General features: G+C 63.2%; 14 protein-coding genes and 2 tRNA genes. 12 read left to right on the forward strand and 4 right to left on the reverse strand.

The window, feature by feature from the left end; genetic code table 11:
• Positions 1-135: 135 nt before the first annotated feature.
• The 8 genes from H6678_10565 (at position 136) to H6678_10600 (ending at position 5,472) form a co-directional block, all read left to right on the forward strand.
• A complete protein-coding gene (locus H6678_10565) occupies positions 136-1,656 on the forward strand; it encodes an aldehyde dehydrogenase family protein (GenBank protein MCB9474242.1) in 1,521 nt (506 codons plus the stop codon).
• A complete protein-coding gene (locus H6678_10570; GenBank protein MCB9474243.1) occupies positions 1,656-2,438 on the forward strand; it encodes a hypothetical protein in 783 nt (260 codons plus the stop codon). Before H6678_10565 ends, H6678_10570 begins: the two co-directional genes overlap by 1 nt.
• 443 nt (positions 2,439-2,881) lie before the next feature.
• Positions 2,882-3,100 (forward strand): hypothetical protein, encoded by a 219-nt coding sequence (locus tag H6678_10575; protein ID MCB9474244.1) that lies wholly within the window; start codon positions 2,882-2,884, stop codon positions 3,098-3,100.
• Positions 3,091-3,165, forward strand: a tRNA-Val gene (locus H6678_10580). Before H6678_10575 ends, H6678_10580 begins: the two co-directional genes overlap by 10 nt.
• A gap of 15 nt (positions 3,166-3,180) precedes the next feature.
• Positions 3,181-3,254: transfer RNA gene (locus tag H6678_10585), tRNA-Asp, on the forward strand.
• A gap of 181 nt (positions 3,255-3,435) precedes the next feature.
• Positions 3,436-3,867, forward strand: a complete 432-nt coding sequence (locus H6678_10590) for a hemerythrin domain-containing protein (GenBank protein ID MCB9474245.1) — start codon at positions 3,436-3,438, stop codon at positions 3,865-3,867.
• A complete protein-coding gene (locus H6678_10595; protein ID MCB9474246.1) occupies positions 3,860-4,123 on the forward strand; it encodes a DUF2249 domain-containing protein in 264 nt (87 codons plus the stop codon). The genes H6678_10590 and H6678_10595 overlap by 8 nt, the downstream gene beginning before the upstream one ends.
• Entirely contained in the window at positions 4,120-5,472 is a 1,353-nt protein-coding gene (locus H6678_10600; protein MCB9474247.1) for a permease, read from the forward strand. Before H6678_10595 ends, H6678_10600 begins: the two co-directional genes overlap by 4 nt.
• On the opposite strand, the gene H6678_10605 is transcribed toward H6678_10600, so the two are convergent.
• From H6678_10605 to H6678_10615, 3 genes are all read right to left on the reverse strand, one after another.
• Entirely contained in the window at positions 5,439-5,777 is a 339-nt protein-coding gene (locus H6678_10605; GenBank protein MCB9474248.1) for an antibiotic biosynthesis monooxygenase, read from the reverse strand. The two genes, H6678_10600 and H6678_10605, sit on opposite strands and share 34 nt — an antisense overlap.
• Before the next feature lie 128 nt (positions 5,778-5,905).
• On the reverse strand, positions 5,906-6,235 hold the full coding sequence (locus tag H6678_10610) for a TfoX/Sxy family protein (GenBank protein ID MCB9474249.1): 330 nt from the start codon (positions 6,233-6,235) through the stop codon (positions 5,906-5,908).
• A 13-nt stretch (positions 6,236-6,248) separates the two neighbouring features.
• Positions 6,249-6,941: a DUF2461 domain-containing protein gene (locus H6678_10615; GenBank protein ID MCB9474250.1), complete on the reverse strand. Its 693-nt coding sequence runs from the start codon at positions 6,939-6,941 to the stop codon at positions 6,249-6,251.
• A 168-nt stretch (positions 6,942-7,109) separates the two neighbouring features.
• On the opposite strand from H6678_10615, the gene H6678_10620 reads away from it, so the two are divergent.
• Positions 7,110-7,610 carry an MOSC domain-containing protein gene (locus H6678_10620; GenBank protein ID MCB9474251.1) on the forward strand — a complete coding sequence of 167 codons (501 nt, stop codon included), beginning with the start codon at positions 7,110-7,112 and terminating at the stop codon, positions 7,608-7,610.
• 44 nt (positions 7,611-7,654) lie between these two features.
• Positions 7,655-9,499, forward strand: a complete 1,845-nt coding sequence (locus H6678_10625; protein ID MCB9474252.1) for a hypothetical protein — start codon at positions 7,655-7,657, stop codon at positions 9,497-9,499.
• A 418-nt stretch (positions 9,500-9,917) separates the two neighbouring features.
• Here H6678_10625 and H6678_10630 read toward each other — a convergent pair whose 3' ends face one another.
• On the reverse strand, positions 9,918-11,165 hold the full coding sequence (locus H6678_10630; GenBank protein ID MCB9474253.1) for an AI-2E family transporter: 1,248 nt from the start codon (positions 11,163-11,165) through the stop codon (positions 9,918-9,920).
• 44 nt (positions 11,166-11,209) lie between these two features.
• Between H6678_10630 and H6678_10635 the strand changes: the two genes are divergently transcribed.
• Positions 11,210-12,571: a hypothetical protein gene (locus tag H6678_10635; protein ID MCB9474254.1), complete on the forward strand. Its 1,362-nt coding sequence runs from the start codon at positions 11,210-11,212 to the stop codon at positions 12,569-12,571.
• A 111-nt stretch (positions 12,572-12,682) separates the two neighbouring features.
• A complete protein-coding gene (gpmA, locus tag H6678_10640; protein ID MCB9474255.1) occupies positions 12,683-13,426 on the forward strand; it encodes a 2,3-diphosphoglycerate-dependent phosphoglycerate mutase in 744 nt (247 codons plus the stop codon).
• Positions 13,427-13,589: the final 163 nt, after the last annotated feature.

Below are 13,589 nucleotides of genomic sequence, written 5' to 3' on the forward strand. Positions count from 1 at the left end.
CCGTCTCTTTTCTGCCCAGGAAACCTCCTCCTGCCCTGTTGGAAGGTCGTCTCGGCAGGCAAGCCTGCAAATCGTACCTTGACCGCCTCCCTGTCGGGCAGGCTGGACGGAACACCCAGAGCATAGAGGCACTCCATGGACAAGGATCTGGCATCAATCCAGGAAGCGCGGGACATGCTGCGCAAGGCACGTGAAGCCGCCGACCAGTTCAAGAATTTCAGCCAGGACCAGGTTGACCGCATCGTCCAGGCCATGGCGGAACGCAGTCTGGCCGCCTCGAAACGCCTGGCCGAAATGGCCTATGAAGAAACCGGCTATGGGCGCGTGGAAGACAAGACCACCAAGAATGTCTTCGCCAGCCGCAATCTGCTGGAACACATCAAGAGTCTGCGCACCTGCGGGGTCGTGCATCACAGCGAGAATGGCAAGATCATCGAGATCGCGGTGCCCATGGGCATCGTGGCGGCGCTGGTTCCCTGTACCAATCCCACCTCCACGGCGATCTACAAGAGCATCATCTCGCTGAAGTCACGCAATGCCATCGTGATGAGTCCGCACCCCAAGGCGCTCAACAGCATTCTCGAGAGCACGCGCATCCTGCATGATGCGGCCTGCAGTGCAGGCGCGCCCCGCAACCTGGTGCAGTGTCTCACGTTGCCCACCCTCCAGGGGTCGCAGGAACTGATGCGACACGAGCTGACCTCGGTGATCCTGGCCACCGGAGGTGGACCGATGGTCAAGGCGGCCTACAGCGCGGGCAAACCCGCCTACGGTGTGGGGCCAGGCAATGTGCCCGCCTATGTGGATCGCACGGCGGACGTGGTGAAGGCTGCCCGTGACATCGTGGCCGGCAAGTCCTTCGACTGGGGTACCGTGTGCGCCTCGGAACAGAGCGTGGTGGCCGATCGACCCATCGCGGGCAAGCTGCTGGAGGAGTTGCGCAAGAACGGAACCTACGTCTGCACGCGGGAGGAAAAGAGCGCGCTGGAAGCCGTGATGGTCGACCGACACGGCGCTCTCAACCCCGAGATCGTCGGTCAGTCACCCGAGAAGATCGCCGGCATGGCGGGCATCAAGGTGCCCCGAGGCACGCGCGTGCTGCTGGTCATGCTGGACGAAGTGGGGCCCAAAGACCCGCTTTCGCGCGAGAAGCTCAGCCCCGTGCTTGGATTCTTCATCGAAGAAGGCTGGAAGAAAGGCTGTGAGCGGGCAATCCAGATCCTGAACTATGGCGGTGTGGGCCATACCTTCGCCATTCACTGCAAGGATCAGGACGTGATCATGGAATTCGGCCTGCACAAGCCGGCCTTCCGGATCATCGTGAACTCCCCGGCCACCCACGGAGCCATCGGTTACACGACCGGCCTGCCCCCCGCCATGACCCTCGGGCCTGGCACCTGGGGCGGCAGCATCACCACCGACAACATCGGTCCGCTGCATCTGGTCAACATCAAGCGGGTGGCCTTCGAGACCAACCCGCTGGACCCCGCCGACTCCCCCAGCCCCGAAAGCCGCTGGGGATACGACGAGAACTTCCGGTACCGCCCCCGGGACGAGTCTGCCGCAACACCGGCTCCGGCCGCGCGGAGTTACGAGAAATCCCGGATGAGTGACGCGGACATCGAACGCATCGTCAAGGAATTCAAGACCGACTGATGTCCCTGGATCCTCGCATACGCGTGTGCGAACCGCGGGCCTTTCTCACCCGGGAACACTTCCAGCAGTTGTTCGGGCCAGAGAGCTATCTCGAGTTCGAACGGCCGCTTGGCACACAGGGTGGCTTCATGGCCCGGCAGCGCCTGTCGGTGGCATCGCCCCTGGGCCGTGTGGACGGTGTGCCGCTCCATGGGCCTCTTGGAACCTTCAGTGGAGTTGAGTTTCCGCGCAGCTGGTGTCCACGCCTGCAGCTGGATCCGCCCGTGCGCGGCCAGGGCGATTTTGAGGCCAGTCCTTCCATCACGCTGATCGGGCCCGCGGGACATCTGCACCTCGCCTCAGGCCTGATCGTGGCCCAGCGCACCCTTCAGCTCACACCGGAGAATGCACGTCGCCTGGGTCTGCTCAACGGTGACTCGGTTGTCTGTCTGGTGCGCAGCACTCGGCGCCCTGACCTGCGTGAAGCCACGCGTGACACAATTTTCTCGGATGTGGATGTGGTGGTCGGTGACGGATTCGAACTGGAACTGCACCTGGATCTTGACGACGCCAGCGCTTGCCTGGCGGCCGATGGAGGGCGTGCATCGATCCTCAACATCGGTCAGGTGCGACGTCAGCGGCCGGACCTCTGGCTGCCCGTCGGGCGCCTGGTCAGCGAAGCGGATGTGCGCAGGGCCGCTGAACAGGGACTTCGCATTCGTGTCACGCCCGGCATGATTCTGACACCTGCGGCCCGCGACCTGGGCCAGGGGCTGGACATCTTCGATCGGGACCCCGCCTGACCCCCCCGTTTTTTCCCGTATTCAGCTTTGATGATTTTTCCACGACCCGATTTTGATTTTGGATCACGCAGGCCCCTGTAGCTACTTGTTGCGTCTGTGTTCACCCCCATATCACACATCGGGAATGCCCATGGTGACTCTTCACAGCTTCCACAAGGACCGACGCGAAGGTCAGGACCGACGCGATTTTCCCCGGGTCGAAAACGACCGCCGTCTTGGCACCGAGCGACGCCAGGACCTGCCGCATTCAGGCTTCCAGGAAGCTGTTGATGGGGAGCGCCGCAGGCTTGCCCGTCGAATGGATTTCAGAAAAAGCTGAACTCCTGCGGCCCCATGATCCGCTTTTGTCCGATTGAGTCCCGCCCCCTTTGCTTTTGCACAGAAGGGAGAGCTATCTTTGCTCTTGCTTTTTTCGAACCTGCTGATTATTCTCGGGGTCTGTCATGACAAAAGGCGAAGCGACATCGGGCAAGTTGCCTTTCAGCACGATGAACTACGTGTTGTTCCTGCTGGGGTGCCTGTTGTTGCTTGCGGGGTTCGTGCTGAGTGCCCAGGGCCCACACGATGGGTTCCTTTCCTTGACACTGTCGCCGATTCTGTTGGTGTTCGCCTATGTGGTGGTGATTCCAGCGGCGATACTGTACGAGAAGAAGGGCGATTAGCTCAGTTGGTTCAGAGCACCTGCCTTACAAGCAGGGGGTCACTGGTTCGAGCCCAGTATCGCCCATGAATTGATTTTTCGGGTCCGGTAGTTCAATTGGTTAGAGCGCCAGCCTGTCACGCTGGAAGTTGCGAGTTCGAGTCTCGTCCGGACCGTCAAACCCCCGCCAAGCGGGGGTTTTTCTTTTTCCTGCCCTGCTGCCTGTGCCTCTCCCTGCCTGCCAGTCATGAAATTCGGAACGAATTGGTCCAGAATTGATCCAGATCAAATCTTCGGTGGTCCCAACTCGGCTATTTCCTGCGCCTCCGATACCGGAGTCACAGGAAAGGACATCAGATGAGCAGCATTCGGGACTTCATGTCCCTCCATCACCGCGATTGCGATGGATTGTTCACGGACGTGGAAAACTCAGTGGCGGCCTCACGCTGGGACAAGGCAACGGCACAATGGCCCCTGTTTCTCAAGGAACTCTTCCACCATTTCGAAATGGAAGAACGGGTTCTCTTTCCCCGTTTCGAGCAGGAGACGGGCATGACCGATGGCCCCACGGCCATGATGCGCATGGAACATGACCAGATGCGCAGCGTGACGGAAAGTCTGGCCGCCGCCATGAGCAAACAGGACAGGCCCGCCTTTCTGGGGCTGGCCGAGAGCATGATGGTGCTGCTGCAGCAGCACAACATGAAGGAAGAGCAGATTCTGTATCCCATGACCGACCGGGCTCTGTCCGATGTGGCCGAGGTGCTTGACTCGATGAAGAATGTCTGATCCGGTAGCCACGGTCGTTCTGGACGTGAGTTCACTGCCCGCGCCCGAACCCTTCGAACGGATCATTGCCGCGCTTTCGGAGCTTTCGCCAGAGGGATGCTTGCGGGTGGAGCACCGACGCGAACCGTTTCCGCTCTATCCCTTCCTGGAGCGCGCGGGTTACAGCTGGAGCGTCCAGCGCGCGAGCCAACCGATGGACCCTGCCATCGTCCTGCTGATCTGGAAGAATCCCACCGCTGGAAGTGTCCGCCCGTGACAATGCCCCGCGTGGATCCCGACCTGCTGCCCCCCTTTGCTCTACCGGCCCGGTTCTTTCTGACCGCCCCGCTCTTCGGCATGCTCTGTGCCGGCTGGTTGCTGGTCAGTGGCCCGGGCATCTGGGTCAGTCGCTGGCATCCGGCATTGCTGGGTGCCACCCATCTGCTGGTGCTGGGCTTTCTGCTGATGGTGATGGTCGGGGCACTGGCGCAGGTCGTGCCTGTGATCGCGATGCGCTCCTTGCCCGCGGCCAGAACTCTTCTGCCTTGGGTACACATCCTTCTGTGCCTCGGCACGCTTCTGCTGGCCGCATCTCTGGGGCTTCCCCGTCCCCTGTGGCTTCCCTGGGCCCTGGCCAGCCTGCTCCCGGCCCTGAGTGTGTTCGCGGGAATGCTGCTGTGGGCGCTGCTCGGAAAATCCTCTGGCGAGATGGCGGCATCCCTGGCCCGACTTTCAGGGCTGGCGCTGGTCGTCACGATTCTCCTGGGAGCCTGGCTCGCACTGGGAACGCGCTGGCCGGGACGCTTTGCCATCGGCCGCTGGCTGACCGACGTGCACGCCTCATGGGGCTTGCTGGGAGCCGCGGGCTTGTTGGTCATCGCGGTGGGCAGCCAGGTGATTCCAATGTTCCATGTGACACCCGCCTTCCCCAAGGCAGGACTCCGGGCCATGGCCGCATGGCTTCTGGCGGGTCTGCTGCTGGCTCTTCTGGGCGTGTCACGCACGGGAGGGAACCACGGACTGTGGGCTGTCACACCATGGGTCTCGTTGGCCGGAGTGGTGTTGTTCGCGGTCCTCGTGCAGCTGCTGCTGGCCAAGCGGAAGCGCAAGGTGCCCGACGCCACGGTCAATGCCTGGCGCCTGGCCGCCCGTGGACTGTTGCTGGGTGCGGTGATCCTGCCGCTGAGCGTGTTCACCCCGCAGTGGGGTTGGCCCGCAGGGTCCACTCTGGCGGCTCAATTCCTGTTGCTGGGGTCGCTCTGGACCATCGTGGTGGGCATGCTGCTCAAGATCGTGCCCTTTCTGGCCTGGCTGCATCTGCAGTCATTGGCGGGGTTCCAGCCGAGCGCATTGGCCCGTGTGCCACACATGCAGGCTCTGCTTGCCGGCAGTTGGGCCCGGGCCCAGGTCGCCCTGCACGCTGTTGCCATGGTGACTCTGGTGATCTGTCCCCTCTGGAGCGACCTGCACGTCTTCGCCTGCCTGCTGCTGCTGGGCGACATGGCCCTGCTGGGCGGTCTGCTTGGGCTTGCCGTGTTTCGGGCTGGAAAGGCGCGGAGCGACGTGGCACACGCTCTGGCGGAGGCGCGGGGTCAGGCCTCCGGTGTGTTCGGCAGGACCATGTAATCCGATACGGACTCAAGCACGATCTCGGGCAGGCTCTCGGCAATGGCATCGTGCATCCGTTTCACGGCATCGGGGTCGACGGCGGGCAGCGCGAACGCCTCGGCTCGCGCAGCCGAACTTGGCCACTGGGCATAACTGTACCAGATGCCATCGCTGCCTCGATGCAGGCGTGATCCCAGAGACCCCCGCGCATTCAACAGCCCATCGGAGACGCGGGACCAACCATCGATGAACTGATCTTCCTTGTCGGGATGAATCCGCCAGCGGTACAGCACCGAGAATCCGGGTCCTGGGTTCAGCGCCATTGAGAGTCGCCTCCTGATTTTCTTTTGACGTGCCCCGGCACGCCGGGCGTTGTCGTTCGGCAGTGGATGTCTGCAAGCTTTTCCAGTACGGGATGCGGCGGAGAATCGCATCACGCGTGCCGGGCTCGCTACTTCGCCGGCAAGGTGCGCACGAAGTCCAGTGCGAGGCTCACTTGCCGCTGAAAGTCGCCCGCATCCTCCAGGCCGGCAGGTTCCACCAGAACCCAGCCTTTCATGGGCTTGCCCGTGATGTCCATCGGGCGAACTCCGGGCTCTTCGAGCAGACGGGCCGCGGAGTCCAGGCCCACCCTGAGGATCAGGCAGTCTCGCCACACTCCCACACACATGTTGCCTTGGTACAGGTAGCCAAAACCACCGAACATGCGTGTCTCGCGCATGCCGGGATGGGAGCCCAGAAGTTTCTCAAGACGTTTTGCCAGCACAGCGTCGAAGGCCATCATTGCTTCCTTTTCAGTGTTCCAGTTGCTGGAGCCAATCGAAGAGCGGACGATGCGCTTTCCAGCGGCTGAGGCACCAGGGGATCGCCTCCGGAGTGAACAGCTCAGGGGCCAGAGGCAGCTCCTGCCATGAGGCCATGCCCTTGCAGCGCAGTTGGGCCTCCCGAGGGTGGGCAGGATCCATTCCTGCCGGCACACGTTTCAATTCGGGTTCGTGCATGCGCAAGCCCGCCTGGATGGCCTTGCCGGCCAGTTTGTCGAATGCCGCTCCCGACACGGGATCGAGCAGCGCCTCGCGCCAGGCGACCAGGCCCTGCTTGCTGAATGCGTGCAGACCACAGCCCAGAATCAATCTGTCCGGTTCCAGAGAGAAGAACCAGCCGGGGCGGTCCATGCAGTCCCGTTCATCCCGGGAGCCCGACGGCGCCTCCGAGATGGCCATGCGCAGATGAGTGTTGTAGGGAGTCTTGTCCTTGCTGAAGCGCAGGTCCCGGTGCAGGCGAAAGGTCTTTCCTTGCTGGGGCCGCTTCAGTGCCGTTCCGAAACCGGCGATGAAGGACTCCAGGCAGGCCTGACCGGGTTCTTCAAGCACCAGACGACAACGCTCGCGGTTGGCGGAGAACCAGCCCTTCTCATTGTTCAGGCGAAGCTCGCCGAGAAAGGTGATGGCGTCACGGGAAAATCCCGCGAATGATGTGTGACTCATGCTGCTCCCGTTGTGGTGGAATTGCAGTCGCCGCAGGCCGCTGCCGCGGGCCCCGCAGTTTGGAAAGCCCCGGGGTGAATGCCAACCCTTTTCATCCGGCACGGGATATTGGATCTTGGCGGCGCACACAAGCACTCGACAATGCATCAAGTTCGAAGGAGCACACCCTTGGCCAGGCTGGAATCGATTCACATCATCGAGACACACGGAGGGCAGCCGCAGCGGCGCCCGTCGGCGACCCTGGAGAGCGGCAAAGGGCTGGTGGGCGACCGCAATCATCGCGACTCGGGCGTGGACCCCGAAGATGAGCTGACCCTGGTGGAAACCGAAATGGTGCAAGCGGTCTGCCATGAAAGCGGGTTGGCCATCGCCCCCGAGCAAACCCGTCGCAATCTTGTCACACGGGGAGTCCGGCTCAACGAGCTGGTCGGACAGCGTTTTCGCATCGGTGAGACGGTCCTGCTGGGAATGGAACTCTGCGAACCCTGCCGCACGCTGGGCAAACACTTGCAAACGAAGGAGATACCTTCTGCCCGGATCATCCAGTTGTTCACTCATCGGGCCGGACTGCGTGCCAGGATTCTGGTGGGCGGGGTGATCCATGAGGGGGACCCGCTGGAGACCGGCGAAGGCTCCCCGGGCGAGGTCGCGGAATCGACCATCGCATGAGCCGACTCCTGCATTCACCATTCCTGTGCTTCAGAGGACCTGCCGTGGCCAGCGCATTGGTGCTGCTGGCCCTGACGAAAGGTCTCCGGGCGGCCGGACCGGCCTGCGAGATCGTGGACTTCCAGTTCAGGGCTCCGGACGGGGCGACCCAGATCAGCGTGGCCGGCAGTTTCAACCAATGGGATCCCGCGGCCGCACCGATGGAGCTGGGCGACGATGGACTGTGGCACACCTCGCTCTGTCTGGCACCGGGCTGGTACACCTACAAGTTCGTTGCGGGCAAGGTCTGGTTGACCGACTGGGGCAATCCCCAGCGGATCAGCGATGGGGGGCTGGGCTTTGACGCGATCCTCAAGGTGGGTGAGCCGCCGGTTCCCGTGCGGCGACTCAACCCGGAGCCGATGCCCGGCGATCTGCTGCCCGAACCGATCCTTGATGGCGATCCCGACTGGATTGAACTGTATCACGCCGCCTGGGAAATGGCCTGGAACCGGCTGACCGCGGGTACTCCGGAGAACGGCTTCGCTCCCTCGTACATGGATGAAGGCTTCAACGAGTGGATCTACCAGTGGGATTCGTGTTTCATTTCCGCCTGGGCGGTCTACGGGCGACGCCTGTTTCCCGCAATGGCGGCGCTGGACAACTTCTACGGCAAGCAGCGCAAGGACGGGGCGATCTTCAGGGTGTACCGCGAATCGGACGGCACCCCGGCCAATGAGCCCCTGGCCAGCGAACCGCTGAGCCTTGAACCCATGCTCAACCCGCCACTTTTCGCCTGGATCGAATGGCGCTGGCTCTGGATCACGGGCGACCGCAGCCGACTGGAGCGGGTCGTGCCCAGATTGGCCGCACTGGATACGTACATCAGCCGGGTCTGCGCCGATTCCCGCGGAGAGGGTCTGTTCTACACCAGCGCGCTGGGCAGCGGCATGGACAACCTGCCGCGTCCGGGCGTGGGGCGAGCGGGCTGGGTGGATTTCAGCGCCCAGCAGATCCTGGCCGCCCGTCGTCTGGCCAGTCTGGCCCGGGAAGCCGGGGATGGCCGTGTGACCAACTGGTTCAACCAGCAGGCGGCACGACGGACCGTGGCCTTGAACCGTTACTGCTGGGATGATGAGCTGGGTGTCTACAAGGATCGCACCGAAGACGGCGAGCTGAGCCCCGTGTTGCATCTGGGAGCGTACTGGGCCCTGCTGGCACAGGCGGTTCCCGGTGACCGACGCAAGGCCATGGTGGATCACCTGCGGAACCCCGACGAATTCCTGCGCCCCTGCCCTCTGCCGGCTCTGGCCGCCAGTGATTCGCTTTACGATCCAGCCGGACGTTACTGGCGGGGCGGAGTCTGGGCACCGACCAGTTACATGGTGATTCGCGGGTTGGGCGACGTGGGCGAGCATCACCTGGCCGATTCGCTGGCCAGCGCCACCATCGACTGGATGAGCCGGGTGTACCACCAGTTCACCCCGGCGACAGAGCGCCTGCCCCATGACGAGCGCTTCGGAGATGCGTATCACACCATCTGGGAATGCTATTCGGCCGAGCGCCCCGAACCGGCCACTCGCTGGGACGGGCGATATCTCTCGCGTCAGGATTTCGTGGGCTGGAGCGGGTTGGGCCCCATCGCGCTGCTGATCGAGAATGTGCTGGGTCTGGAATGTTCGGGCCTGGAGAACCGCATCACCTGGCGTGTGGGGCGCTCCGACCGCCACGGCATTCGGCGTCTGCCCCTGGGCGAACAGGATGTGGATCTGTTGTGCGAGCCCCGTGGCGAAGACCGCTGGTTCACCGTGGCCGCGACCGATCCCTTTGACCTGCGGCTGGAATGGGCCGGGCGTGATACCCTGCTCACCGTGCCCGCCGGCGGCACCGGATTCCTGCTGCGAAAATAGCCGCTGACTTCATCCAGTGTCAGATGGCCAAAAACAGGAACGGCCGCGATACAGGGGATATCGCGGCCGCAGCCTGAACCAATGTGTTGAGGGGGTACTCACAAAAAGGCGTTCTGCCCCAACAGGTGCGCCGGAGATGCCGCTGACCAACAACCGACGCGGACTGCTTGTCCTGAAAACCCGCACTTGCGCGCAGGCAGCCTGTTCACTTGTTCGGAGCAAGAGTGCCGATTGCAAGGCAATCGGCGTGAATACACTGTCGCCCGTTGAGGCAGAACGCCTGTCTGCTTACCGAGTTTGGTACTTACAAGATCCATGCCAGAAATCCGTGTGGACGGCAGCTTTGAATCTGGCCGGAGTGCGGGGCCGTGGTGGTGTGATTCGCCCGAATTGGCGAGTCGCATGCCAGATCAGGCGATCACTGTGAATGGGTGGAGTCGGTGTGGGCCTGAGCGCCATGTGTCGACTGGATGGAGGCGAGGTAGGTGGCGTGCAGTTGCCTGAGCAGGATCAGCAGGAATGCACCCAATGGCAGGGCCACCAGCATTCCGCCGACTCCGAACAGACTGCCGAAGAACAGCAGGCAGAACAGTGACTGGACGGGGCCCAGGCCCATGGCTCCGCCCAGCAGGCGAGGACTGACCACCCAGCCCTCCAGGGACTGAACCACCACGAAGACCAGCGAGACGCGCCACAGACCCGTGAAAGGGTCCATGGATGCAAGCGCCACCGCGCTGGTGATCAGCCAGACCGTGGTGATGCCCAGATACGGCACCAGATTCAGGACGCCCGCCGCCATGCCCAGCAGCAGTGGATAGGGCACGCCGGCAAGCGCCAGCCCCAGCCAGGTGAGGGTCGCGATGGTGGTGCTCACCATCAACTGACCCCGGACGTAGCCCGCCAGAATCCGGTCGATCTCCTTGGCCAGCCGGGAGCCGGTCGGTTTCCATGCCGGGGGCAGCAGTTCCTTGAAGGTGCTGCGCAAGTGATGCAGGGCCAGCGAGCAACTGTAGACCAGGAAGGGAATCAGCAGCAGGCCCAGCAGGGTGGAGCTGGCACTTGAGAGCCAGCTCGCCAGATTCTGACCACCGTTTCCAAGAAATGAGAAAATCTTGCCCAGAACGAGTGGGCCCTTTTCCCGCAGAAAATTGGTCACATCCGAATCGCTCAGACCCAGACTGGCCAGCAGCGAGGGCAGGTGGGACTGGGTCCAGGTGGTCAGATGCTCGGTGATCTGAGGAATCTGCCTCAGCAGGCGGCTGCCTTCTTCCACCAGTACGGGAATCAGCAGGGCTGCGGTCAGGCCGGTGGCCAGCAGAAAGAAGGCCAGCACGAGGGCCGCGCTCCGGGCCCGTCCGAATTTGCGCTCCAGCCGGGCGATCAGGGGTTCAAGCAGGTAGGCCACCAGGAACGAGAGCACGAAGGGGAAGAGTACGCTCCACGTTTCAACGCTAAGTTGCAGCAGTCCCAGGCCCGAGATCAGCCACAACAATCGCTGAACAAGTGGCTCCTTGCGCCAGGGCCAGCCCAGCCACCAGGCGGTGCCCAGCAGGAGGGGCAGGCCGGCCAACAGGGACATGCGCCAGAGCATGGCGGTTGTCAGGGCCAGCAGACTCAGAACAATCGCCCAGGGGGCGCGTGGCAGGGGAGACGAATTCAGATGCACTCCTCGTGATTGCGCGGCAATGTAGGCAAAGACAGGGATCGCACATGAAAAACCGCTTCGCGATCAGCGTGCTTGCCGTGTTCGGCTTGCTGCTTGGCTCCACGATGACGTCCTGGGCCCAGAATCCGGTGCGCAACCTGAAACTGGCTCTGGGCAGTGCCGACGCCATCGCCCCCGGCCTGATCTGGGGTGGACTCACACCCTCCGGGATTCCGGTCCTGATCCAGTTCCATGGCCACAGTTGGTTGTGGGGGCATCCCCGGGCTCCCGAAGGATTCGTGCCGCAGGGAGGGCGGCTGTACGCGCGGGACAAGATGGTTCTGGGCGAGAGCGGCCTGAGCACCATGGGGGGGGAGCGCTTGCCCGTTCTCTACCTGCAGGAGGAGGATCTCGAGGATCTGGAATTGCCCCGCCGGATCCAGCGGGCCCGCTTCGAAACCGTGCTGGAAAGCTGCGACCGCACTCCAGCGCTGCGCGTTGAAAGCGCCTTCGCCTGGCCACGCGGTGATGCCGAACTCTTCCGCCTGCAGATGGAGACCGACCTCTGCCTGCGCCGTGCGGTGGAAAGCACCGATCCCCACAATCGGCGCCAATGGGCCTGGCGCGCGCTGGAGGCCGATCGCACACGTCAGTCGAAGCTCCCACTGGAAGTGGCCGACTGGGAACTGGCCAGCCTGGTGAGAGCCAGCCTGGGAGCCTGGGCTGCGGCTCCGGGTGGAAATCCTGCAAAGCCCTGGCTCCCGGAGTGGGGAGTGGGACCGGATCGGCCCCAGGAGCGCCTGCAGGTCATGGCCAATACACTGGTCTGGCTGCTGCAGCAGGAGCAGCCCGGCTGCCCCGGCCCCTGCGACACCTGGTGGGGAGGGCCCCATGCGCTGGACCCGCGCACCCAGTTGCTGGCCTGTCTGCCCGGCGAACAGCCGCCCGTTCGCCGGCTGTCGCCCCTGGACCGGCTCAACATTGACAACGGAGTCGAACAGCAGCTGCGCGCCATGCACGCCAGCGACCGCGTGGCTCAGACGGACTTCAGCTCGCAACCCGGCTGGAGTCTGGTGATTCAGTGCAGTCCCGACGATCCTCTCTGGCTGCTGTTCCAGGATCCTTCCCGCACAAGGAACCTGGGCAAGGCCGGCATGCTTTACCAGAGCCAGCTCTCGGCCAGCAACCAGAGCACTACCATTGATGTGGTGGACCGGGACTGCCTGGTCCGCTCCTTCAGTCCACCCGGAGGCCGGGATCTGGCCAGACTTGAAATTGCCGGGATCGATCCGGAACCGCTGGTGGTGGAACAGGGCGACCGGCTGGTGATCAGCGCCGATGGCCTTCAGGCCGATTTCACCCAGGCCTCGTTCACGGAGCAGGGACGTGTGCTGCTGGTGAATCTGCCGCCCGCGCTGCGTCCCTGACGGCAGCGAGCGCCCCGGTCAGGCTGCCGGGGCATTCGCATTCGCCCTTCAAAATTCATTCATTGCCCGCTCGGTGCCAGCGTCGGCCCCAACAACACGGAACCCCCCATCATGTACAAGCTCGTACTGCTTCGCCATGGACAGAGTCGCTGGAATGAAGAGAATCGCTTCACGGGCTGGAAGGACATCCGCCTGTCGGAAAAGGGTGTACAGGAAGCCCTGGAGGCCGCGCGCCTGCTCAAGGAAGGCGGCTACACCTTCGATCTGGCGTATACATCCTATCTGAGTCGCGCCATCCGTACCCTGTGGTACGTGCTTGAAGAACTGGACCTGATGTGGATTCCCGTCCAGAACAGCTGGCGCCTGAACGAACGTCACTACGGAGCCCTGCAGGGTCTGAACAAGGCCGAGACCGTGGAGCGACACGGGGCCGAGCAGGTGCAGATCTGGCGCCGCAGTTTTGACACACCGCCGCCGCCGATGAAGATGGACGACCCGCATCAGCCGCGATTCGACCGGCGCTACTCCGGCGTGGACCCCGCATTGTTGCCGCTGAGTGAATCGCTCAAGGACACCATCGCGCGCTTCATGCCCTACTGGAATCAGGAAATCGCCCCCAGGGTGCGCGAAGGGCGCCGGGTGATCATTGCCGCACACGGCAACAGCCTGCGTGCTCTGGTGAAATACCTGGACAACGTGAGCGACTCGGAGATCACCGAGCTGAACATCCCGACCGGCATTCCTCTGGTCTACGAACTGGATGCGAACCTCAAGCCGATCAGGCACTACTATCTGGGCGATCCGGAAGCGGCGCGCAAGGCGGCCGAAGCCGTGGCGGCCCAGACTCGCAAGTAGCGGGGCCATTGTACCCAGCACTGCAACCGAGCACGGGCGGGAGAGAAACCGGCACTGGGGCTGCGTGCAGCAGGCGCTGTGTCACGTCACGCGTTTCGCGCGATCATGGAATTCAACCACGTCCGTCGGCACGACGCGCACCGAGCGCTGCTGACGCACACGA

The sequence above is a fragment of the Candidatus Delongbacteria bacterium genome, from assembly GCA_020634015.1.
Taxonomy (GTDB): domain Bacteria; phylum CAIWAD01; class CAIWAD01; order CAIWAD01; family CAIWAD01; genus JACKCN01.

Coding starts and splice junctions, on each gene's coding strand:
- H6678_10565 (MCB9474242.1), top strand. CDS start 136: ATGGACAAGGATCTGGCATCAATCCAGGAAGCGCGGGACATGCTGCGC.
- H6678_10570 (MCB9474243.1), top strand. CDS start 1,656: ATGTCCCTGGATCCTCGCATACGCGTGTGCGAACCGCGGGCCTTTCTC.
- H6678_10575 (MCB9474244.1), top strand. CDS start 2,882: ATGACAAAAGGCGAAGCGACATCGGGCAAGTTGCCTTTCAGCACGATG.
- H6678_10590 (MCB9474245.1), top strand. CDS start 3,436: ATGAGCAGCATTCGGGACTTCATGTCCCTCCATCACCGCGATTGCGAT.
- H6678_10595 (MCB9474246.1), top strand. CDS start 3,860: ATGTCTGATCCGGTAGCCACGGTCGTTCTGGACGTGAGTTCACTGCCC.
- H6678_10605 (MCB9474248.1), bottom strand. CDS start 5,777: ATGGCGCTGAACCCAGGACCCGGATTCTCGGTGCTGTACCGCTGGCGG.
- H6678_10610 (MCB9474249.1), bottom strand. CDS start 6,235: ATGGCCTTCGACGCTGTGCTGGCAAAACGTCTTGAGAAACTTCTGGGC.
- H6678_10615 (MCB9474250.1), bottom strand. CDS start 6,941: ATGAGTCACACATCATTCGCGGGATTTTCCCGTGACGCCATCACCTTT.
- H6678_10635 (MCB9474254.1), top strand. CDS start 11,210: ATGAAAAACCGCTTCGCGATCAGCGTGCTTGCCGTGTTCGGCTTGCTG.
- gpmA (MCB9474255.1), top strand. CDS start 12,683: ATGTACAAGCTCGTACTGCTTCGCCATGGACAGAGTCGCTGGAATGAA.